Annotated in this window: 20 protein-coding genes; 15 read left to right on the forward strand and 5 right to left on the reverse strand. The window is 39.3% G+C overall.

Going from position 1 to position 24,016, the window contains the following annotated elements; genetic code table 11:
* Positions 1-101: 101 nt before the first annotated feature.
* Both ribH and D0T49_RS09090 read right to left on the reverse strand, forming a co-directional pair.
* Positions 102-587, reverse strand: coding sequence for a 6,7-dimethyl-8-ribityllumazine synthase (ribH, locus tag D0T49_RS09085; protein WP_163630573.1), 486 nt, complete (start codon positions 585-587; stop codon positions 102-104).
* A 99-nt stretch (positions 588-686) separates the two neighbouring features.
* On the reverse strand, positions 687-1,364 hold the full coding sequence (locus D0T49_RS09090) for a tol-pal system YbgF family protein (RefSeq protein WP_163630575.1): 678 nt from the start codon (positions 1,362-1,364) through the stop codon (positions 687-689).
* A 402-nt stretch (positions 1,365-1,766) separates the two neighbouring features.
* Between D0T49_RS09090 and D0T49_RS09095 the strand changes: the two genes are divergently transcribed.
* The 10 genes from D0T49_RS09095 (at position 1,767) to D0T49_RS09140 (ending at position 14,897) form a co-directional block, all read left to right on the forward strand.
* Positions 1,767-1,919, forward strand: a complete 153-nt coding sequence (locus D0T49_RS09095; RefSeq protein WP_163630577.1) for a hypothetical protein — start codon at positions 1,767-1,769, stop codon at positions 1,917-1,919.
* Positions 1,920-2,433: 514 nt separating this feature from the next.
* Positions 2,434-3,060: an RNA polymerase sigma-70 factor gene (locus D0T49_RS09100; RefSeq protein WP_239057052.1), complete on the forward strand. Its 627-nt coding sequence runs from the start codon at positions 2,434-2,436 to the stop codon at positions 3,058-3,060.
* Position 3,061: 1 nt separating this feature from the next.
* Positions 3,062-4,021 carry a FecR family protein gene (locus D0T49_RS09105; protein WP_163630579.1) on the forward strand — a complete coding sequence of 320 codons (960 nt, stop codon included), beginning with the start codon at positions 3,062-3,064 and terminating at the stop codon, positions 4,019-4,021.
* 136 nt (positions 4,022-4,157) lie between these two features.
* Entirely contained in the window at positions 4,158-6,887 is a 2,730-nt protein-coding gene (locus tag D0T49_RS09110) for a C10 family peptidase (protein WP_163630581.1), read from the forward strand.
* Positions 6,887-8,347, forward strand: a complete 1,461-nt coding sequence (locus D0T49_RS09115) for a DUF4097 family beta strand repeat-containing protein (protein WP_163630583.1) — start codon at positions 6,887-6,889, stop codon at positions 8,345-8,347. Before D0T49_RS09110 ends, D0T49_RS09115 begins: the two co-directional genes overlap by 1 nt.
* Positions 8,348-8,710: 363 nt before the next feature.
* Positions 8,711-10,471 (forward strand): STN domain-containing protein, encoded by a 1,761-nt coding sequence (locus D0T49_RS09120; protein ID WP_163630585.1) that lies wholly within the window; start codon positions 8,711-8,713, stop codon positions 10,469-10,471.
* 102 nt (positions 10,472-10,573) lie between these two features.
* On the forward strand, positions 10,574-11,350 hold the full coding sequence (locus D0T49_RS09125; RefSeq protein ID WP_163630587.1) for a head GIN domain-containing protein: 777 nt from the start codon (positions 10,574-10,576) through the stop codon (positions 11,348-11,350).
* Positions 11,351-11,627: 277 nt separating this feature from the next.
* Positions 11,628-12,461, forward strand: coding sequence for a CPBP family intramembrane glutamic endopeptidase (locus tag D0T49_RS09130; RefSeq protein WP_163630589.1), 834 nt, complete (start codon positions 11,628-11,630; stop codon positions 12,459-12,461).
* Positions 12,462-12,479: 18 nt separating this feature from the next.
* Positions 12,480-13,529 carry a DUF4097 family beta strand repeat-containing protein gene (locus D0T49_RS09135; RefSeq protein WP_163630591.1) on the forward strand — a complete coding sequence of 350 codons (1,050 nt, stop codon included), beginning with the start codon at positions 12,480-12,482 and terminating at the stop codon, positions 13,527-13,529.
* Positions 13,530-13,676: 147 nt separating this feature from the next.
* Positions 13,677-14,897 (forward strand): LL-diaminopimelate aminotransferase, encoded by a 1,221-nt coding sequence (locus D0T49_RS09140; protein WP_163630593.1) that lies wholly within the window; start codon positions 13,677-13,679, stop codon positions 14,895-14,897.
* 138 nt (positions 14,898-15,035) lie between these two features.
* On the opposite strand, the gene D0T49_RS09145 is transcribed toward D0T49_RS09140, so the two are convergent.
* Entirely contained in the window at positions 15,036-17,084 is a 2,049-nt protein-coding gene (locus D0T49_RS09145) for a dihydrofolate reductase (RefSeq protein ID WP_163630595.1), read from the reverse strand.
* 120 nt (positions 17,085-17,204) lie between these two features.
* On the opposite strand from D0T49_RS09145, the gene D0T49_RS09150 reads away from it, so the two are divergent.
* Together D0T49_RS09150 and rlmD are read left to right on the forward strand one after the other, a co-directional pair.
* On the forward strand, positions 17,205-18,608 hold the full coding sequence (locus tag D0T49_RS09150) for an ATP-dependent RecD-like DNA helicase (protein WP_163630619.1): 1,404 nt from the start codon (positions 17,205-17,207) through the stop codon (positions 18,606-18,608).
* 134 nt (positions 18,609-18,742) lie between these two features.
* The gene (gene rlmD, locus D0T49_RS09155) at positions 18,743-20,152 is read left to right on the forward strand and encodes a 23S rRNA (uracil(1939)-C(5))-methyltransferase RlmD (RefSeq protein ID WP_163630621.1); all 1,410 of its coding nucleotides are present in this window, start codon (positions 18,743-18,745) and stop codon (positions 20,150-20,152) included.
* A 13-nt stretch (positions 20,153-20,165) separates the two neighbouring features.
* On the opposite strand, the gene D0T49_RS09160 is transcribed toward rlmD, so the two are convergent.
* Complete coding sequence (locus tag D0T49_RS09160; protein WP_163630623.1) at positions 20,166-20,693, reverse strand: GNAT family N-acetyltransferase; 528 nt, start codon at positions 20,691-20,693, stop codon at positions 20,166-20,168.
* Between the two features lie 11 nt (positions 20,694-20,704).
* Positions 20,705-21,076 (reverse strand): YccF domain-containing protein, encoded by a 372-nt coding sequence (locus tag D0T49_RS09165; protein ID WP_163630625.1) that lies wholly within the window; start codon positions 21,074-21,076, stop codon positions 20,705-20,707.
* A 507-nt stretch (positions 21,077-21,583) separates the two neighbouring features.
* Between D0T49_RS09165 and hisA the strand changes: the two genes are divergently transcribed.
* From hisA to D0T49_RS09180, 3 genes are all read left to right on the forward strand, one after another.
* Positions 21,584-22,306 (forward strand): 1-(5-phosphoribosyl)-5-[(5-phosphoribosylamino)methylideneamino]imidazole-4-carboxamide isomerase, encoded by a 723-nt coding sequence (gene hisA / locus D0T49_RS09170; protein ID WP_163630627.1) that lies wholly within the window; start codon positions 21,584-21,586, stop codon positions 22,304-22,306.
* Between the two features lie 94 nt (positions 22,307-22,400).
* Complete coding sequence (locus D0T49_RS09175; RefSeq protein WP_163630629.1) at positions 22,401-22,901, forward strand: DUF5606 domain-containing protein; 501 nt, start codon at positions 22,401-22,403, stop codon at positions 22,899-22,901.
* 17 nt (positions 22,902-22,918) lie between these two features.
* Complete coding sequence (locus D0T49_RS09180) at positions 22,919-24,013, forward strand: Nif3-like dinuclear metal center hexameric protein (protein WP_163630638.1); 1,095 nt, start codon at positions 22,919-22,921, stop codon at positions 24,011-24,013.
* The last annotated feature ends 3 nt before the right edge of the window (positions 24,014-24,016 follow it).

Genomic DNA, 24,016 nt, shown 5'->3' on the forward strand with positions numbered 1-24,016 from the left:
GCGTAGCCAGCTGAGTTACAGTCAGCCCCATTTGTCCACTCTGGTAACTGCCCAAATGCTTTTCGTTAAAAGCAGTGCAAAGGTATGAAATCAAATTGAATTTACCAAACAATATTGGCCATTTTTATTGCAGTAATTCCACCTTCGATGCCTTTATTGCCGTGTATTCCGCCTGCTCTGTCGATAGCTTGCTGTAAAGTGTTGGTAGTTAGCACTCCAAAAATTACAGGACACTTACCATCTATGTTTAATTTTGTAATTCCGGTGGTTACTCCCTGACAAACATAGTTGAAGTGGGGAGTCTCACCTTGTATAACGCAACCTAAAACAATAACAGCCTCGTACGAACCTGACTGGCTCAGTTTTTTAGCAGCGTAAGTAAGTTCAAATGTTCCCGGTACGTGTACTATTTTTATGTTCGACTGTTGTACTCCACATTCGACAAGCGAATTTACCGCCCCATCAAGCAAAGCATGTGTAACTTGAGGATTCCAGTCGGCTACTGCTATCGCATATTTTTGTTTACTCAGGATTTCCTTTGCGGGAATCCCTTGTACGTCGTATTCGGATAGGTTTTGAGTAGACATATATTATTAGTTGTGTATGCGCTAAAATGTTAAACCGTTGAATACTATAGATGAACGTTTCAACAATTTGACAGTTCCGGCAATTAAAACAAATAAATACTATTTTGAAACGCGTGCGATATATTTATCTATATCAGAAGCCTCCTGACTTTGTGCGTATGAGTTTTTGATTTCGGTATAGCATTTTTCTGCTTTTCCGGCTTCGCCAATCGATTCGTATGCCAATCCCGCTTTTTTCAGATATATAGGGCTTATAACGGCATTTTTCAGACTACTTGCTTTTTCGAAATGGCTTATTGCTTTGTTTGTATCTCCGGTTTCGGCATAGCAATCGCCAATCATACCCACTACCGATGTAGTAAGATAGGTGTCTTTTCCATCAAATTGAGATAAGTATTTAATCGCATTTTGATAATCGTTCAGTTTGTAATAACATATACCGGCATAAGCAGCCGCAAGGTTTCCGGATGGAGTCATACCATAGTCAGAAACGATTTCTTTGAAACCAATACAGTCCAAACCATCGCCATTCAATGCTACATAAAATGAATCGACAGCGAAATAAGTTTGTGCTCTGTACATCTCGTTTTCGGCCGAAACTTCGCGCGGTTTCAAGTAAAAATTGCGTACAGAAAGGATTACCAATACTACTAAAACAACGGCTCCAACTCCAATCAGGATTTGTTTACGGTATTTTTCGATAAATGCTTCTGATGTAGTTAACGCATGTTCAACATTTTCAAACTCATCGCGCTTGTTCTTTACTTGCTTCGACATAATTGTATTGTGTTTATTCGTTTATTATTAATCTAAGAAACTATTTTGAATTTTACGAATAAGTTCAAAACAGTTTCTCGTTTTTTAGCTTGGCAAAAGTATAGATTTTCTTTTATATACAGAAATTTTCGTTCGAAATTTTTGTTTACAGATGTTTATGGGGGAAACTTCCCGCTTTACCACGCGAAAGATTCGCGCGGTAGCGGAGGGGAATTAGGCGTAAAGCGGACTTTATGCCGCTTAACCCAAAGTCTACTATCAAATTATTGCCACCCAAAATAAGGTAATAAGGTTATTATTGTCGAGGCAGTATCAGTTACTAAGGTTATTGGTAGAAAATGAGGTTTTTATCAAGTAGTTTATTTTACATCCCAAATTGTAATATCGAATAATTGACTTATTTTGCTTTTTGGATGTTTTGCGCTTTACCATGCGAAAGATTCGCGCGGTAGCGGAGGGGGATTAGGTGTAAAGCGGACTTTAAGCCGCTACACACCAACTGATTTTTCAGGTATCGACCCGTACAGCGGCCTTATGACGCTTAAACTAAAGTAATCAGTCTAACTACTATCAAATTATTGCCACCTAAAATAAGGTAATAAGGTTATTATTGTCAGGCATTATCAGCTACTAAGGTTGTTTTTTTGAAAATAAGGTTTTTATCAAGTACTTTATTTGGATATATTTTAAAAAGTATGCTGACTTGAAAAGTCAGATTTTCATATGGAACAGTCCGATGTGTCGGACACCGCAGGCATGAGCATACTTTTTAAAACACCTCCCCTTATTTTACCTCCCAAATTATATATTACTAAATTTAGGCGTAAAGCGGACTTTATGCCGCTACACGCCAACTGATTTTCAGGTATCGACCCGTACAGCGGCTTTATGCCGCTTGTCGGATAAATCTTGACGTGGCGTTCCTAATTGTTTTTTTTTGAATGTCTTTGCTTTATCACGCAAAGTATTCGTGTGGTAGCAGGTATCTGTTTTAGAGGTAATGAAATGTTAAAAAATAAAGTTTCCATTAATTGCTATACAGGTGTTTTTCATTTCGTTTGTCATATCATTGAGGAATAATATATACCTTTGTGCCGTAGAACAAAAGAATGAATTATTGAGCGATTCGATAAACATACAGGATTTACGGTCGGGAAGCCATAAGGCATACGAAATGCTTTTCAGTACATGGTATGTTCCTCTTTACAATTATGCATACAGTATATTGCATGACCAGTTTGAAGCGGAAGATATGGTGCAGCGTACGTTTTATAAACTTTGGGACCAGCGTTCCGACATTGTTATACATACGTCGATAAAGTCGTACCTGTACCGGATGGTTCACAATAATTGCCTGAACAAGGTAAAGCAACAAAAGATACGTTCGGAACATGCTGTTCATATTGCGTATAATAGTGGTAGCGATTCGGTAAATCATACGGAGCATGTGGTTTTGCATACCGAGCTTCAAACGCAGATAGAAAAAGCGATAGAAAGCCTGCCTCCAAGGTGCAGGGAGGTTTTCAGTAAAAGCCGCTTCGAACAGTTGTCGTATGCGGAGATTGCAAAGGAGATGAATATATCTCCGGCAACGGTAGAAACCCAGATTGTAAAGGCATTACGGATACTTAGAGAACAACTGAAAGATTATGTTCCTTTATTAATAATATTGTTGATGTTGACGAAATCGGAATAATATGAGTGATGAAATAGACATATTATTATCGCGTTATTTTAGCGGAGAAGCTACCCGGCAAGAGTTGGGTCAACTTGATAGTTGGCTGGCTCAGTCGGCCGAGCATGAGGCTTATTTCGATAAGATGACTATGTTGTACCAACAAATGGGGACGATGGGGGCTACGCCTAAGCCAAATATGGAAAAAGCCTTGCTCCAATTCAACACATATATAAACAGCAATGATGTAGAAACGGTTGTTAAAAAAGAACCTAAAAGAAGGCTTCCTCTTTTACGTTATGCGGTGGCGGCAAGTATTGTATTGCTGGTAGGTGTGTTTACTTTCGTCTTTTTGAACAAACCGGATGAGATAATTCAGATAGCAACTTTAAATGCTCCTGAGAAGTACGAATTGCTCGAAAATACGGAAGTTCTTCTTGCTTCAAATTCGGAAATAAAATACTCTTCGGCGCAAAAAAATGAGGTAGAGCTGAAAGGGAAGGCTGTATTTACGGTGAAACAAACTGAAAAGAAGCAACTGACTGTATTGGCCGGCGAAACTTTTATCAAAGATATAGGAACTGTTTTTACCGTTACCGCTTATGATACAGAACACTCTGTGCTGGTAGAGGTGGAAGAGGGAGAGGTGCTTTTTTATACGCTGGATAACGCAGGAATACGTGTGAGAGAGAATGAAAAAGCGTACTACAACTCACAAACAAAGGAGTTTGGCTTTTTGGAAACTATGGAAGAAACGTTGGACGAAATAATATTTAATGCCACACCGCTCGGCGATGTTGCCGATGTATTGACTATGCGCTATGGTGTGGATATAACACTGTCTTCTTCTACATTGAGAGACTTGCAGATAAGTGTAAGTTTTGACAAAAACGAATCGTTAGAAAATGTGTTGCAGATAATAACGGAAACTTTATCACTAAAATTCACTGCCGAAAACAACGGATTTGTTATTTCCTATTGATGATATAAGAAGCTTATAAAGTGTATTTCATTCTATTGTGGTTTAATAGAATATCTTTTATTGCTTAAATGCTTGATTCAAAAGAACATAAAACCTCAATCAATCTTTTCGCATCTCATTTATACCCTGATTTTATATGAGAAAAATTATACTTGCCATTTTTTTACTCACCTTAACTTTCGATTTAGAGTTGTTTTCACTTCCTGTAGATTCGTTACAGGCAATTGCGGCTGCAAATAATTTTTTCAGTTTGCAATCAAAAAGCAATACAAAGCAAAAATCCCTGTCTTTTCCACAAGCTGAAATAATAGATGTTTGTACTAATAATGAATCGGTATATTATTATGTTGTAGAAAATAAGGCACAACCAAGCTGGGTTATCCTGTCGGGCGACGACCGGATAACTCCCGTAATAGCTTATGCCGATGGTATGTTTTCGGACGAGACGAATCCAACATTCGAGTGGTGGATGAGCGTGATGAGGGAAGAAATAAACGCTATTATGTCCGGTAGTAATAGTAAAACCCGAAGACTTTCTGTAACAAGGCATACGGGATGGACTAAACTGCTGAATAATCAGGAGGATTTTTTTACGGATAACAATAGCGATAACACCGTATACACACCCGGTACTGACCTGATGAACGGTATTAAATGGCATCAGAATGGCACTTGGACTTCGCCTGAAACAGGCAACATGGCTGCCGGATGTGTGGCGACTGCAATGGGGCAGGTGGTAAAATACTGGAGTGAGAAAAACAATATTGAATACCTGCACGGAAAAGGGGCTTATGAATACACCGACTATGGCACAAACACAGATGAGGGTATTGTAAGAAGTGTGAATTTTGAAGAGAAAACCTACAATATAAAGGGCATGCCGCTGGACGCTCCTAACGATTTGACGCGCGATTTCCTGTACGATGTAGGGGTAAGTGTAAGGATGCAATACAATAACAGTAGTGGCTCTCTTAATTTATCAGTACCATCCGCATTGTTTTCACATTTTGGATTTAAGCCAGCCGAATACCGAAGAAGAATAGTTTCGGATACGGAGTATTATTCTATTGATGAATGGAAAAGTAGGATAAGAAACGAGATTGACGCTGAGCGTCCCGTAATTTATGGAGGACAGAAGCCACAGGGGTCAGGCCACTCTTTTGTAGTTAGCGGCTATAAGCAAGATGATACTTTTTACTTTAACTGGGGGTGGGGAGGCCGTAATAACGGATGGTACAAAATAACTTTGTTAGATTCGGAAGGAGCACAAGGGGTAAATTATAGTGAGGGTCAAGAGGCGATTTTCGGGTTAGAGCCATTTGAGGAAGGAGAATCACTGCCGTACCGCATTTATGATGTACGGATGGAATATAATTCGGCCAATTGCGGTGTGAGAGACCAATATCACAAAGAGGACGGATACAGGGTATATATGAAGTTCAAAATAGAGAACAAGGGCGCATCGGCCAACATACCTGTTACGCTTAGTTATTATGCGTCGTTGACAAACGCTAATTACAGAGGGTCAGTAGCCAGAAACCGTTTCCGTCAGTCTTTTTATGTAGAAGAAAATCAAACACTTGATGCGGAATTAAGTTTTTCAACTCTGTCGCTCAATTATTTTTTCGACGATAATTATGGTATAAAAGACTTTAACTGTGATTTGGGTATGGCATTGGGCGATTGGGATAGTAATACGCCAATTGTAGATATAGGAAGAAACCCTAAGCGAATAAAGTATAGTAAAACTGCTCCATCATGCGACTTGTCGCCTATATCAATCACCCATGCCGGATATTTGGCAGATGGTAAAATCAGTGTTGTATGGGAAAAAACAGATTATCTGAAACAGGATGAATCAGGTAGTATTAATTTGTATAAAACATCTTCCGCCGATAAAATAGACAATGCCCCGTCTGCCAAAACGGGTGTAATGACTGATATTTTCAATTTCGAAAACTCGGCTGTAACTACAAACTATATATTGAAGCATGAGGCAGAAGATAAGAATACCCCGGAAGCTACTTATACAATGCCTGCCTACCCGCAAATAAAGGCACTTAACGCTGAGTATAACGACGGCAATATAGAATTAAACTGGGAACTTTATTACGACGAAGCTACATCTGATTACGTAACAGGCGACCAGTTTGAAATAGAATGTTATGCCGAAGCAGATTTTACCGGAGATACTATATGGATTGAATATATTGATTATGTTTCGGGACAGAAAGACTATGAGTTTGTAAAACCTCGTGGCAATGTAGAAGGAGAGGTATATATCCGCATCCGCCGTACATATACTAAAGATGTGTGGAAATGGAATTATGCCGTATCGCAAACAAGCCTTACCATTGCAATTCCGGTAGAAAGTGTAGCGCTTAGTGAAAATAATGTGGAAATTTTTGTAGATGAATCATACACTTTGAGTGCAACGGTATTGCCCGAAAATGCTACAAATAAAAAAATAACATGGGTGAGTAGTGATGAAAATGTAGTGTCAGTCGCAAACGGACAACTTACAGCATTGAAAGCGGGTGAAGCTATTATTACAGTGAGTACAGAGGATGGTAGTTATTCGGATGCGTGTATGGTGGTGGTAAAACTTAAAGGCACTACCGGCAGTCCGCAAGGGAGTATTGAACAACCATTCCTATTATACCCAAATCCTGTAAACGATATATTGTACATACAATCGGAGATTCCGTTCATTTCTGTTACAATATGCGATGTAGAAGGGCAGGTGATGAAGCATGTGGAAAACAATGTGCCGGAAATAGATATGAGTAATCTCTCCGAAGGTATATACTTAGTTAAGATATGGACTTTGGAAGGTAATTTTATCCATAAAATTAAAAAGAAATAATGAAAACCCGCAATTCTTTTTATCCGTATATAATTTATATCGCCGTAAGTATAGTTGCTTGTTTTGTTTCTGTGGCTGAAGCACAGGCACAAGACCAACATAGTGATAAGCTTATCAATCTGAATGTCAATCAACAGCCTTTTGTTGAAATTCTCTCGTCCATTGCCGACCAAACGGGATATAAGTTTTCTTACAATCCGCAGGTAATAGATTCGGGTAAGAGCGTATCGGTTTACCTTAATGGTAAAACATTGGACGAGACATTACAAATTATCCTTCCGGCGGGTGTTACCTATAAGATAATTAATCAATATGTTATTATTTTGCCCAAACAGGAAGCCGGGGAATTATCTTTGGACGACGAGAGGATGCTGATGTTGAATCAAATTCCACCGTCGCAAAACCAGAATATAATAATAGGCCGTAGCCCTATTGACGCATCGGAAAAAAGGAATGAAACGATGAGCGAATTGGTGAAAAATAAATCAGTAACAACCCCTTCGCAATTTGAAAATAAGAATGATATCCCCTACATCAATATTCAGGTTTTCAATGTCGATAATTTTCATACGGTTGAGATAGATTATACGATAGACCATATAACACTATACGAAAGCGAATCGGACGACCTGATTCTGAAAGAACATCTCCGCCGTAATGATGAAGAATACTTTGCGTGGATGCGGCAAAGCAATGGTTCGCTCCAGATTAAAAGCGGAAAGCGTTTCCCATGGTTCAAAAATGCTTCGGACATTGAAGTGTATGTGCCGAAAAAGTACAAGGGTATTTTGAAAATTACAAATATCAACGGACGTATAGAGTCGGAAATGGATATGGAGCTAAAGGGGCTTTATATTTCTACTGTGAGTGGCTTGGTAAGTTTAAAATCGGTATTTACAGATGAAATAGAACTAAAAAGCGCGTCGGGGAAAATAACTACCAACGACCTTGAAGGAAGCATTACGGTAAGTTCCGTTGCCGGAATTATAAAACTGGGCAATGTATATGGCGATGTGAAAGAAATATCGAACGTGAGTGCCCTTATTGATGTATCTTATATAGAGTCGGAAAATATCGTATTAAAAAGTACGGTTGGGAAAATAAATGTTAATCATGCTGCCGGAAGGCTATACGTAAATACATTCAGCGGTGCTGTTAACCTGAATGATGTGAAAGGTTCGGCCGACATATCTGCAACAACAAGCCCTGTAACGATACGTTTTAGTGAAATGGATGATGATTTGTTTGTTAAAACTTATAGCGGGCGGATATCGGTGGTTGTACCCCGTAGCTCTTCTTTTCAGTTAAGTGCAAGTTCATCGTCCGGAAAGATTACTACGAACATAGATAACCAACTAACAGACAATGTAAAAATGCTGAACCAACAGGTGGGAGAAACACCGAAGTTGAATGTAAATTTAATAACCACCGCAGGAAATATTGAGTTAAAATATCCCTGATTTGTTTTAGTTTCTTTTGTTATGAATTAAAAAACAAAATGATTATCCGTTTTTAATGCTTGAACTATATTTTCTTCACCTTGACCTTGTCCGGTGAGCCGAAAAATAAGAGCAGACGGCGTTAAAAAATCTTCCCTGTTTGAACGACGTGAGGAGTGAGTTTGGAAGATTTTAGCCGTCAAACGCTAATTTTTCGTGTGAAGCGGGCACAGTCTTGATTTTTTTGCTTCGTTTTTGCATCAAGGCAAAAATGAAGTGGGGTTGCAGGGGCAAAGCCCCTTAAAAAACATATTTATGAATTAGCTGAAAAATGGATGACTGTAAAATAAAGATAGCATGAATAGCATTAAAAAGTATATTCTTATGAGGATATCTGTATTTGTTTTTTTTCTTGTTTCTCTTCCCCTGTCGGCGATAAATGATGAACGAAACATCTCAATCCACCTCCACGATGCCGGTTATAAGGAAGTATTGAACGCCATCACACAGCAAACCGGCTATCGGTTTGCATACAATCCACAATTATTGGACGGAACGAAATCAGTTTCGTTCGACCTGCAAAATAAAACCTTATCCGAGGTTTTATCCACAGTATTACCTCCCGATGTTTGCTTCAAGAAAAAGGATAAACACATTATCCTTCACGCTAAACAGATTGAAAATATTGAATCGGAAAATGAATCAAACAATAAAAAAGACTTTATTCCTTTAGAAAATATTAATAAAAACGATGAATATAAACCGCTGGTTATCAATGATAATAAAAATAATTTAAAAAAAATATCGTATGAGCATACAGGTATTTATGTTGGCGACTGTCATAATTGTGTAAACTTAAAAAACGAAAAAACAATGAAGAAGTATGCAACAGCAATGCTAATATTAGCTGCATCAATGACAAGTCAACTTAATGCTCAGGAAGCACAAGCTCCGCAATCAGAAAATTCTCAATATGTATATACTACCGAGACTGAGCGCGGGCAATCAAAACCATTTCAATTTTCATTTATTTATCCATTAGGAACCGATTTTACGCAATCCATAGAAAACAGTTATGATGTATCGCTTAACCTGATAGGTGGTGTAACCGGAAGAAGCAACGGGTTGGAATTGGGAAGCATGTTCAATGTAAACAAATACAGCGCACGCGGGCTTCAGCTTGCAGGGGCTTTTAACCTTGCGGGATACGATTTTGCAAGTAAAGAGAATAGCAATGTATTACAATTTTCTTCGGCATTCAACTATGCCAATGCAGGAAAAGCAGCTCAGTTTACAGGTGGAGTAAACGTAGCAGAGTTTGGAACTATACAAGCCGGTGCGGGAGTAAACATGGCAAAAGAAGCGGGCGTACAGTTGACCGGAGGTATTAACGTGGCTCAGAAATCTTTTTTTCAAGGTAGTGCAGGGCTTAATATGGCCGAAGAATCGTCCTGCCAGCTCACGGGTGGTATAAATATTGCGAAAAAAGCCGGATTCCAGGGAAGTGCGGGTGTCAACATAGCACAAAAAGCCGGTTGCCAGATTACCGGAGGAGTAAATATTGCCAAGGAATCGGCCTGCCAGATTGCATGTGTAAACATAACAGGTAAAGGCGGTTTCCAGTTAGGTGTTATCAATGTGCGCGACACTGCCGACGGAGTTCCTGTTGGATTGATTAATATAGTAAAACGCGGTGGATTGTCTGACTTTGGAATAGAAGCAGGAGAATTTATCCAGACAGCAGCTACTTTCCGTTCGGGAACTTACCGCTTCTATACCATTTTTTCAGCAGGCTGGAATTATTCTGAATCTTTATGGTCGGCCGGATTCGGATTGGGAACGGGATTTAGATTTACATCATGGTTAGGGCTTAATCTGGAACTTATGCACCATAATATGTATAAACCTACAAGCCATAATTATAACTTTTATACCGGTTTGGTGCAAATTCGCCCCTTATTGGACTTTAGAATTGCCCGCCGGTTCAAAGTATTTGCAGGCCCTACAGCAAACTTGCTTATCCAGCACCGCTCAGACGATGCTACTCCTTACTTAAGCGCACCTTACAAAGCTCTTTATAATACGCAAATAAACGATACCAAACTGGATGCATGGATTGGATTTACCGCAGGAGTAAGATTCTAATGTATGTTAAGAATGCGATTGTTACTGTTCTCAAAAAAGACTTATAACCTGTAACTAAAATTCTTGTAACTATTTAATTTATTATTTAAAAAACTCGTTATTATGAAAAAAATAATTTTCTTTATAGCAACTATATTTGCCTTTAGCGCATGTATTACAATAAATACTATATTCCCCAGTGGAAGCATTGTTTCTGAAACACGCGAGGTCAATTCTTTCGACAAAGTATCGGTAAGTGCTGGAATACAATTAATTGTTTCGAACGGCGTTCAGGATGTAGTAGTCGAAACTTATGAAAACATTATAGACCATGTGGAAACTTATGTACGCAACAACTGCTTGATTGTACGTCCGAGCAACCATGTTTCTTTCGGGGGAAACAGCCGCATAAAGATATATGTAACAGCAGAATATATCAGTTCGGTAGATGCCGCAGGAGGCTCTAATGTTTATATTCCTAATCCTTTGGTTGCAAGTAAGATGCTGTTGCAAGGCTCAGGCGGTGCTAAGTTTGTATGCGAAAATTACGGAAAAGTAGAGTGCAAGGAATTAGAGCTTAATTTAGCCGGAGGTGGTAAAGCCGATTTGTTAATCGACTGTGAATATCTGGATGCGAAATCCTCCGGAGGAAGCCGGTTGGAACTGGAAGGATATGCCGATATTGTAGATTTGAATGTATCAGGCGGTGGAAACACAGAGGCTTATAATTTGGAAGTGATAGAATTATACGCCCAAATGAGTGGAGGGGCCAAAGCAGAGGTGTCGGTCAGAGATTATATTTCAGGAGAAATGTCAGGTGGTTCGGTATTACGTTACAAAGGAGCTCCAGGCGTGCATGTAGGGACTTCAGGTGGCTCCCGGGTTATTCCGGTACAATAATGGCAGGTGTTTTAAAGAGTATGCTGATATAGCATTTTTTATCAGCAGATTAGTCTGACAATGAAACCTTATTTTCAGAAACAAACCTTAGTAACCTCAATATCTCGTAAAGCTAAACCTTATTAGCTTATTGAATAACAGAGAAATAAGGTAATAAGGTTGAGGATATTGGTCTCTGTCACAATTACTAAGGTTTTTGCATTGATAGCTAAATATTTATAACAGCATACTTTCTGAAATACATCCTTGTAGTTTAAACAATTCTAAATATTGATGTATGGGCAATAATAAATTTCTTTATCGTTTTTTTATAGTAGCTTTTATTTGGAGTTGGGTATTTTGGCTCGTACTTATATTGGCCGGATACAATATAATTCCAATGCCTGCAAATATGCTTTCAAACTTAAAACTTCCGTTAGTGAGCATTGGAGCATTCGGCCCATTGGTTGGAGCATTAAGCGCACTACGTAGTGAGTTTGGTAAAGGAGCAGGAAAGAAGTATTTAAAAACATTTGTTGATTTACGCTGGGGCTGGAAAGCATACGTTATTCCGGTGGTTATTTTAGGAGGTATCACTTGCATTGCATGGTTATTGCCTGAGGCATTTGGTGAAGAAAGATTGTATATGTTGCTTCCTTCTGTGTCTATTTTCGTGCCCTATCTTTTAATAATGATATTTTTCGGAGGAGGACAGGAAGAGTTCGGATGGCGGGGCTATGCACTTCCGCGTATGGAGAGCAGCATGGGAATGTGGAAAGCGAATGTAGTACTTGGAGTTATCTGGGCTGTGTGGCATCTGCCATTGTGGTTTGTTCAGGACACCAGCCAGATGTATATGAACTTCGGAGGTTTCGTTTTACTTACAGTAGGGTATTCGTTTATCTTTTCGTGGGTACTCCAGCTTTCAGGAAATAGACCTCTGGCGGGACTGTATATACATGGACTTGCAAATGCCTTTATTCCTCTGATGCCGATTTTGATAATGAAAGAGGGCGAGCCTCAGGTGCGTTTTTGGATTTGGGTGAGCCTTACATTCGTGGTAGGAATAGTGATTACCATATTCCGCAGTAAAAAAGGAGCGAAACCGGTATCTGTAAGTGAGAATAATTAACCCTAAATAATTATGAACATGCAAAAAATGATTTATCTGATATGCTTGGTTGCAATAAGCACCGTTTTATGTAGTTTTTCATTCGCAAGGTCACTGGTAAACACACAGGTGATTGATGTGGAATCAATAGAACGTTTGAGTGTCAGTTATACTGCGGATGAAGTTTGTTTTTACGAGAGCCCGACAAATGAATTGATTCTTAAAGAATATATGAACCGTAACAACAGTGATTATTTTGCGGTGATAAATGCTTCGGATAATTCCGTACAGATTAAAAACGGCGACCGCCAATGGGCAACGTGGTTGAGCTGTAAAGCAGAAGTGTATTTGCCTAAAGCTTTTAACGGAAATCTGGATATTTCAACAGTAAGCGGACGTATTATTGTTAATATGGATATTGTTGCCCGTTCCTGTAATATAACCAGTGCAAGCGGTTCGGTAAAAGTAAGAAATGTATCGGCTCCCAATGTTGCTATAAGAACAACCAGTGGCAGAATTGAAACTGACCAAATAGAAGGAAATGTGTATCTGAAATCGACAAGTGGCAGAATTGAGGTAGAAAGCCTGAAAGGAGAGAAGCTCGATGTAGGCACTACCAGCGGGTCGATTCAGATTGATAATTTCCGCAGTGAAACACTTAATGCTAAAAGCAATAGCGGAAGTATTGTTTTAGGTAGAGGTTATGGAAAAGTAATAGCAAGCACGTCGAGCGGAAGAATTGCAATAGAGCAGGCATATGGTTCGGCCAACCTGAAATCGACATCGGGAAGAATAAGCGCTAACTATGGGTATGTAGACGGTGATATGTTTATAAAATCGACAAGTGGAAAGGTTTCACTATACATTCCCGATGATTTGTCTTACTATTTTGACGCACATTCCACATCGGGTACTATTTATCTGAATAGTAAGAGCGAAAGCCTAAAGAGCCAGAAAGCAATTGTACGTAAAATCGGAGCATCGCCTACATTCTCAGTCGAAATAAAAACCACTTCGGGCGGTATAGAGGTCGTGTCTCAGCCTGCTGTCAATAAGCAGGATATATTAGATTTGCCACGCATACTCTGATAAGATATACATAACAATAAGACTATCCTCTGAAAATTAAGTTTTTCAGAGGATTTTTATTTGTACTTTTTTAATTGTTTTGTTCGCTTTTCCGCCAGAAAACCATACTTTTGCATATCTGTTTTTCAGACCTATACTCCTTCAATAATGGCATTAGCAAACGAGAATTATTTAAAAACTCCGGAAGTTTATTGCTTCGATGATATCGAAAAAAGTATCAACGCCTATAAAATTCTCCATCCCGATAAAAAATTACTCCGATTAGGTGTTGGCGATGTAACACGCCCGCTGCCTGATGAAGTAATTGCAGCCCTGCACAAGGCAGTAGACGAAATGGCTCATCAAGATACCTTTCGGGGCTATAGTCCTCCACAGGGGTATGATTTCCTGATAGAAAAAACACTTAAAGAATACCGCTCCATCGGAGTGTCGTTGGAAAAGGAAAGCATATTTGTGAATAACGGTGCAAAATCCGACTTAGGAAATATAGGCCATGTGTTGGGGCGCGATAATATAATTGCCATTGCGGCTCCGGTGTATCCGGTTTATGAGAATGCAACTATCATGAGTGGCAGAGCCGGAAACCTGAATGAGGAAGGGGAGTGGAGCAATATAGTATATTTGCATTGCAGCGAAGCGAATGGTTTTATTCCCGAACTGCCAAAAGAAAGGGTTGATATTATTTACCTGTGCAACCCCAGCAACCCTACCGGAGTGGCGATGGACAGAACAGAGTTGAAAAAGTGGGTAGATTATGCAATCGAAAATAAAAGCATAATAGTGTACGATGGAGCATATTACTCGTATGTAAACAACTCTGATATTCCTCTTAGTATATATGAAATAAAGGGAGCAAAGAAAGTAGCCATAGAAGTACGCAGTTACTCTAAAATAGCAGGATTTACAGGCTTACGCTGTGGATATACGGTTTGCCCTTCGGAACTGAATGCTTATACCCTCACAGGCGAAAGTATCCCGTTTATCAATTTATGGAGCAGGCGCAATGCCAATTACAACAATGGTGTTCCTTATATTGTGCAAAGAGGTGCGGAGGCTATATACTCACGAAAAGGCAAGAAAGAAGTAAAAGAACTTGTGGATTATTATTTGAATAATGCTGCTTTTATCCGGTGTGAGTTGCTCAGGAAAGGATTGAAAGTATTTGGCGGTGAACATTCGCCTTATGTGTGGTTTAAAATTCCTGATGGTCAACCTTCGATGAAATATTTTATGCATTTGCTGTACACTTATGCTATAGCCGGAACTCCCGGCATAGTGTTTGGCAAGGCTGGCGAGGGGTATATGCGCTTTACGGGGTTTGGCAGTAGCGAAGATACTAAAGAGGCTCTACGGCGATTGGAAATGTGACAAACAAGCGGAAATGAAAGACGAGCTACGCCGCCCCATGATGTTGCTTGTAAGCTCAGTGAAAAAATAAAGATAATTAAAAAAAGGTTACTAAAATCAGTAACCTTTTTTAAACTATAGAGCAGTCTAAAATTGTTTTTAGTTATAAATAGGTAAAGTAGAAAATTCTTGCGAATATCTTATGTTCTGTTTTAAGTAGTCCTCTTCGTAATTAATACAGATGTCTGTAATTTTACCTTTTTTATCTGTTACAGGTGTGTACGATGGATTTATAAACCCGCGATAGGGCGTTAGGTTTAGTTTTTTGTAACGCTCCAGAATTTCTGTATGTAAAGGCTGATTTACTTTTACCGCATACGTTTCGATAAGATGACGTGCACCATCGAAATCGCCTGTTGATTTTATTTCCTGAATCTCAGCAAGCAGTTGCCCGAACAAGCCCTGAAGTTTTTCATAGTCATTAATCTTTACATAGTGTTTTCCGTCTTTTACAGCTAATTCGATTACATTATCCGGATTTCCTTTTTCATATACCCACGATGCTATCAACTGGCGGTTGCGCATGTGTGCTTGCTCAATATCTTTACCGGGCTGTATGCGTACAAGCTGAGTCATCAGTCCGTTCATAACGTATTGATAGTATTGGGCCTTATATGCTTCGGTGTCGGGTAGTAAACCTAATTTTACCATAATGGGGTCGGCCATGAAATATAGCCCGAACAAGTCGGCACGTGCTTCTTCTATAGGTGAGCCATAGGCTTTCAGAGCATCGGGGTCAACCCCAGGTAATAGTTTCCCTGAGCCGTGACCAAGACACTCGTGCAGGTCGGTATGCAGATTATCAGTCAGGGCGCTGTATTTTTTAGCCTGTTCGCGTTCTACATTGCTCCACATAAATTCTTCGGCAAATCCATTGCCTAACGATGCACGGTTGTATGCCTCGGCAATGTTTTCGATGGTAACTGATTTTGAACCATAATCACGCCTTATCCAGTTGGAGTTTGGCAGATTAATTCCCAGCGGGCTTGCAGGGTAACAGTCGCCTCCCAGCATAGCGGCAGTAATAACTTTGGCTGATACGCCTTTTACCTTTTCCTTTCTGAAACGAGGCTCGATAGGAGAATGGTCTTCAAACCATTGTGCGTTGCTGCTTATAACTTCGGTACGCTTGGTTGCTTCCGTATTTTTAAAATTCACGATAGACTCCCAACTTGCTTTCATTCCCAGCGGGTCGCCATACGATTCGGTAAAGCCATTTACAAAATCGACCAACGAGTGTACGTCCTGTACCCACTTAATCGAATAATCATCGTAGGTTTTCAAGTCTCCTGTTGTGTAAAATTCAATTAAAGAGTCGATTACGGCTTTTTGCTGAGTGTTTTCGGCAACTTCGGATGCTTTCTTGAGCCAGTGTACTATTCTCTCAATAGCAGGGCTGTACAAGCCTCCTACCTTATACACCTTTTCTTTAATTACTCCATCTTCCTTTACCAGCTTGCTATTCAAACCGTATGCAATAGGAGTATTGTCGTCGGGGTCTTTCATTGCATCATAAAACCCTTCGGCTTCGGCTTGTGTTACGCCTTCGTAGTAGTTGTTTGCCGAAGTGGTAATCAGGTCTTCTCCCTGAGTTTGGTTGACGCGCTTAGGCAGCACGGTGGGGTCGAATATAACAGGGGTTAATTTTTTTATCAACATTTCGGGTGTTTCTCCATGTAGCAACGGAAGTTTTTCCGTATCAACACTATTTATTGCCTCTGCAAAGAAACTTTCGGAGAATTTAGGTGTGAACTTATCGGCCGAATAATGATGATGAATACCGTTTCCCATCCATACTTGTTTCAGATAGTTAGTCAGATGTACAAACTCATTCGAATTCCTGTCACCATCGTAATTGAGATATACGGCTTCCAGTGTACGGCGGATACATAAATTGTGTTTGCCGTTTTGGTCGTAAAGAATGTCACGCCCTTCGATAGCTGCCTGCGAAAGGTAATAAACAAGCTCTTTCTGCTTGAGTGTCAGGTTTTCGAAACCGGGTACACGGTAACGCAGTATTTCTACATCTTCAAACTTATCAACAATATATTTAAATTCTTCAACGCCGGGAGTAGTGGACTTATTTCCATTGTTCCCACATGCAATCAATAATGTACTTGCCATACAAATCAGGATTAATTTTTTCATATTCGTGCTTACTAAGAAACTGTTTTTGAATTTTACAATTTTTTATCAGTAAGCAAAATTAATGAAAAATAATTAGTTTATAGCGCCAAACCTTCATTTCTTAGCTTTATCTTTGCAAGTATGTTACAAGACTTTATCGCAGCCCGTGTAAAAGAAAAACTTCCGTTTGAGCCAAATGAGCAGCAAAACGAGTTGATTGGCTTATTGGGAAATTTTGTAGCTGCGCCCGACGATGATAAGGTTTTCCTTCTGAAAGGGTATGCCGGAACAGGTAAAACCAGTATTGTAAGTGCGTTGGTAAGGGCTTTGGACGAATTGAAACAGAAAACAGTTTTACTTGCTCCTACAGGACGTGCAGCCAAAGTTCTTTCTTCTTATTCCGGATTTTCAGCTTATACCATCCATAAAAAAATATACCGGCAGAAGTCGATGGCCGATTTTCAGTTTCAGCTTGCCGATAATTTGCATAAGCATACGCTTTTTATTGTAGATGAAGCATCCATGTTGTCGAACACAGGGCTCGATAGCTCGTTTGGCTCAGGGCGGTTGCTCGACGATTTGGTAGAATACGTTTATTGCGGAGATAATTGTTTCCTGCTTTTATTGGGCGATACTGCCCAGCTACCTCCCGTGATGCAACCGATAAGCCCGGCTTTGGAGGCTGCAACGCTGGCAGGCTATAACCTGAATGTACAGGAATATACATTGACTCACGTAGTAAGGCAGGCTTTGGAGAGCGGTGTCTTGTATAATGCTACCCTGCTGCGCGAAAAGCTTGATGAGCATCAAGCCGATTCGTACCCACGGTTTGAAACGCAGCGTTTCAGAGATATTGTACGTTTGGGTGGCGCAGATTTGATTGATGAAATACAACGGGCTTACAATGAAGTAGGAGAGGATGACACTATTGTAATTACCCGCTCTAATAAGCGTGCTAATATCTATAATAATGGCATACGAAACCGTGTGCTGATGAAAGAGGAGGAACTGGCAAACGGCGACCTGCTTATGGTAACTAAAAACAACTATTTCTGGAACAAGCCGTATGAGGAAATAGACTTTATAGCCAATGGCGATATATTGGAAATAACCCGTGTGCAAAAACACTATGAAATGTACGAATTCCGTTTTGTAGATTTATCGCTACGCTCGCTCGACTATGGTTGGGAAATAGACGCGCGGGTATGGCTGGATATTTTGCAGGCGGAATCGCCAACGCATGCTAATGAACTGACAAAAAAGCTATTTGATGCTATTGCCGAGGATTATCCGGAAATAACAAATCGGAAACTGCTTGTTAAAACTATTCTCGAAAGCCGGTATTACAATGCACTGCAAGTAAAATTTGCGTATGCTGTCACTTGCCATAAAGCACAGGGCGGGCAATGGAAACGGGTTTTTATTGATCAGGGGCAACTCTCGGAGGAACAGATGAATAGCGACTATTACCGCTGGATATATACGGCTTTGACGCGTGCTACCGAAAAAGTATATCTGGTAAACTTCCCCGATGAATTTTTTTAATGCTTTTTTGACACATAGAGGCATATAGAAATAATTTAATTAGTATCGGGTACTTAACGCAAAATTGTATTACTTTTGCAAACTATTTTTTCTTAGACTCGTAACCCGTAACTAATTTCTTGTAACTACTTAATATGGCTCGTAAGAATAAAACGCTTCCTGTTTTCGAAAATGTTTTAATTACCGATTTAGCCGCCGAAGGCAAGGCGATAGCAAAAATAAACGATATGGTTGTTTTTGTTCCCTTTGTTGTACCGGGCGATGTGGTTGATTTACAGGTATCAAAGAAAAGAAAAAACCACATGGAAGCCAGAGTTATGGGGGTTAAGAAGTATTCAGAGAATAGGATAGAGCCTGTTTGTCAGCACTTTGGAGTTTGTGGCGGTTGTAAGTGGCAGATGCTTCCATATACTGACCAGTTGAAATATAAGCAAAAACAAGTAATTGATAACCTCACCCGCATAGGGAAAGTGGAGCTGCCTGACATTTCACCGATATTGGGCTCGGGAAAGACTGAATTTTACCGCAATAAATTAGAATTTACTTTCTCGAACAAGCGTTGGCGGACGTATGAAGAAGTAAAGTCGGGAGAAAAATTCGAGGACATGAATGCTGTGGGCTTCCATATTCCGGGTATGTTCGACAAAGTGCTCGATATAGAAAAATGCTGGTTGCAGGATGATATTTCCAACCGGATACGAAATGAGATACGCCAATACGCATTGGAGAATAACCTTTCTTTTTTTGACTTACGTAATCAGGAGGGATTTTTGCGCACCATGTTAGTGCGTACCACTTCTACAGGGGAGTTGATGCTGATAATGGTATTCTACTATGAAGATAAGGCAGAGCGAGAGGGGTTGCTCAATCATATATACGCGAAATTTCCACAAATAACGTCGCTGCTGTATGTAATAAACTCCAAGGCTAACGACACAATAACCGACCAACAAATCTGCTTATTCCGAGGAAGTGAGTTTATTTATGAGGAGATGGAAGGCCTGCGTTTCAAAATAGGTGCTAAATCGTTTTATCAAACCAATTCGGAACAGGCTTACGAGCTGTATAAGGTGACGAGGAACTTTGCACAGCTTACCGGAAACGAGCTGGTTTACGACCTTTATACAGGCACAGGCACTATTGCCAATTTTGTAGCCAAACAGGCAAAGCAAGTAATAGGAGTAGAGTATGTGCCCGAAGCGATAGAGGACGCGAAAGAAAATTCGGCATTGAATGGTATTGCAAATACGCTTTTTTATGCAGGCGATATGAAAGACATTCTGAATACTGCGTTTATCGAAAAACATGGTAAGCCTGATGTAATTATAACCGACCCTCCACGTGCCGGAATGCACAACGATGTTATTGATACAATCCTTTTTGCAGCTCCCCGGCGTATAGTGTATGTCAGTTGCAATCCTGCTACTCAGGCGCGCGATTTAAGCCTGTTGGACGAGGCATATAAAGTTACCGCTGTTCAGCCTGTAGATATGTTTCCGCATACGCACCACGTTGAAAATGTAGTGCAGTTGGAAAAAAGATAATCCGGTTTTTTAATTACAAGTTTATTTTGTAGAGCACATGTTTACTAAGCAAATGTCCCTCAGGAAGAAGCGGATGATTGAATTCACTAATTTTGTTCATTCCTATTTTCTGCATCACGTTTTCCGACATTTTGTTCCATATAGTGGTATACGAGTAAACTTCTTTAAAATCCAGCCGGACCTTGGCATAACGCAAACAAGCCGAGGCTGCTTCTGTAGCATATCCTTTTCCCCATTTATCAAACTGTAACCTCCACAAGATTTCAACTCCCGGTGTAAAATCAGCATCAAAATCTATATTATGGAATCCGGCAAACCCAATAACGGTTTTATGTTTTTTGGATTCGATGGCATATGCGCTATAACCGTATTTTTCAAAATGATTTTGAATCTGGTTAAACATTTCGCGGCTTTCTTCTTCCATTAATGTTTTTGGGAAGTATTTCATTACATTTTCGTCGCTATTCATTTTTGCGAATGCGGGAAAATCATCCTCTCGCCAGTCGCGTAAAATTAATCGGGGAGTTTCAATGTAGTCCATAATTATTACGATTATTGTTTTATTTCTTTTCCAAACGGGAAAAGAGCAAGCCTTATTAATTTGAAATGTTGTTTCCCAAACGGAATTCCTATAATTGTAATACAGAAAATAATTCCCCAAAACAAATGTGTCAGCGAAATCCAGATACCGCCAATGAATATCCACAGCACATTCATAAACATATTCAAGCATCCACTTGTGTTTTCTTTTCCTGTAATTTTACTACCAAACGGCCACAGCGCCAATACTCCGAGTTTCATCACCTGGAAACCAAAAGGAATCCCTATAATTGTACACATAAGCAAGAATCCGGAAATAAAATATTCCAATGCAATCATAAATCCCCCGAACAAAATCCAGATAATGTTTCCTAATGTTTTCATTTATTTATATTTTCATTTTGAGTATTTACAAAAATAAGAAAAAATAGCATTTGTCCATTCTTTCCGATTTAATTACTTTTGCACAATATAGGATATTCCTTAGCATAGTTCAAATTTACTTAACTATGCATTCGACTTTCGCTATATTTGCACAAAGTAATTTTATAAAATAGAGATTATATTCAATAAAAAGTTACAGTTTTAATTATCAGTACTTTATATTGGTTGATGTATTAAAATTCAAATATATGCACTCCGTTAGGAGTGGAAGTTTGGTAAAATACTATCTTTAGATANATTACCAAACTTTGCTCCCTACGGGAGCTTTTAATACTATAATGATTTATAAATAAGCTTTATAATAGATTATTGAATATAAACTCTAATAAAATCTTGAATTTGGAATTTGTATTTTTCTATCTAAATAAAAAATGATGTTACCTGTTTCCCCTCAATTATCAGAGAATTATACTTGTAACTCGTAACTAAATACTTGTAACTGCTTATATGATTGAAATAATACCGGCTATTGATATTATCGACGGAAAATGTGTGCGCTTATCGCAAGGCGATTATGCTCAAAAAACAGTGTATAACGAAAATCCAGTAGAAGTAGCTAAAATGTTTGTAGATGCCGGTATCCGCCGGCTTCATTTGGTTGACTTGGATGGGGCTAAAGCACAACATATAGTTAATTATAAAGTGTTGGAAAGAATTACTTCCCAAACAAACCTGATTGTTGATTTTGGCGGGGGATTAAAATCCGACGACGATTTGCGTATTGCGTTCGAGTGTGGCGCAAGCATGATAACGGGTGGGAGTGTGGCTGTTAAAAACCCTGAGGTATTCACTAATTGGATAAATACTTATGGAGGCGATAAAATAATTCTGGGGGCTGACGTAAAAGACGAAAAAATAGCCGTCGGCGGTTGGCTCGAAACTACAGAATTGGAGTTAATTCCTTTTATAGACAGCTATATGCAGAAGGGTATTAGTAAAGTTATTTGCACGGATATAAGTAAAGATGGTATGCTTGAAGGGCCTTCGACCGGGCTATATAAGAAAATGCTTGCGTCTACCCCCCATATGTATCTGATTGCCAGTGGAGGGGTAAGTTCCATAAAAGATATTGAACAACTGGAAGAAGCGGGAGTGCCTGCTGTAATAACCGGTAAGGCAATATACGAAGGACGCATTAAATTAACAGAATTGGCGCGGTTTTTGAAGTAAAAACACGTTCTTGTTTAAGGAATTTAAGTTATATTTGCCTTCTTAATTATTGATAGGAAAATAGATTTGTAAAATATAAACAATAAACTTATTTATGTTAAAGGAAATTTTATCAATCGGTGGAAAACCGGGACTTTTTAAACTTGTATCACAAGGAAAAAATATGCTAATTGTAGAATCGTTGGTAGATGGCAAGCGTATGCCGGCTTATTCGCGCGATAAAGTTGTGTCATTGGGCGATATTGCCATGTTTACCGAAACAGACGAAGTACCATTGGCCGAAGTCCTTGATAATGTGTTGAAAAAAGAAAACGGAAAAGAGGCTTCCATTGACCCAAAGTCGGGAAACGATGTTTTACGTAGTTACATGGCCGAAGTGCTTCCCGAATATGATAAAGACCGTGTTTATCCCAGCGATATACGTAAGCTGGTGTCGTGGTACAATCTGCTTATTAAAAATAATATAACCGATTTTAAACAAGCTGAGCCTGCCGATGAAAAAGCGGAAGAAGTAGGAGAGAGCGAACCAAAAAAAGAGGTTGCTGAAGAAAAGAAAACTCCGAAAACAACCAAAAAGGCGGCTCCGAAAAAATAAACCTGCTAAAAAATTGTATGACTGTAAGTTCCATTTGTAAAATAATAGAAGACGTAGCGCCTCTTGCCTTGCAAGAGAGTTATGATAATGCAGGACTGCTTGTAGGTTCTGCACAAATGGAAGTATCAGGCATACTTTTGTGTATTGATGTTACAGAAAAGGTTGTTGACGAAGCTGTTGAAAAAGGTTGTAATCTGGTTGTTTCGCACCATCCGCTTATTTTTAGCGGGTTGAAAAAACTGATAGGTCAGAATGAAACTCAACGGTGTGTAATCAAGGCAATTAAGCATGATATTGCCATATATGCTGCTCATACCAATATCGATAACATTCAGAGTGGAGTCAATGGTAAAATAGCAGAAAAGATAGGGCTGATAAATACCACTATTTTGCAGCCGAAACAAAATACCTTGCTTAAACTGGTAACCTTTGTGCCCGAAGCACATGCCGAGAAAGTTCGTTCAGCCTTGTTCGCAAGTGGAGCCGGGCATATAGGCAATTATGATTCGTGTAGTTATAATGCCAAAGGTTATGGTACTTTCCGGGCAAATGAAGAAGCACATCCTTTTGTAGGGAATATTGGCGATAGTCATTCGGAATGTGAAATTCGTATTGAAGTTATTCTTCCTGATTATATGAAGAATAATGTTACCAGTGCACTCATAAAAGCACATCCTTATGAAGAACCTGCCTATGACCTGATTCCTCTTGTAAATGAATGGAACCGGGTTGGAGCGGGTGTAGTGGGAGAGTTGCAAGAGGATGAAAATGAGGACGATTTTCTTTTACGGCTAAAAAGCATATTTAATTTATCGGTTGTTCGTCATACCAATTTTCTTGGTAAAAAAATAAAACGGGTGGCAGTTTGCGGAGGCTCAGGAAGTTCATTCCTTGCGGATGCAATACGGGCTAAGGCTGATATTTTTATCTCCGGCGACTTTAAATACCATGAGTTTTTTAATGCAGAAAATAAAATTTTGATTGCAGATATAGGTCACTATGAAAGTGAACAATTCACAAAAGAGATTTTTTATGAGATAATTACAAAAAAATTGCCTACCTTTGCAATCCAAATTTCAGATATAAAAACGAATCCTATAAACTATTTGTAATCA

Origin of the sequence: Paludibacter sp. 221, from assembly GCF_010501035.1 — a bacterium.
In the GTDB taxonomy this organism is placed as follows: Bacteria; Bacteroidota; Bacteroidia; order Bacteroidales; family Paludibacteraceae; genus QVMH01.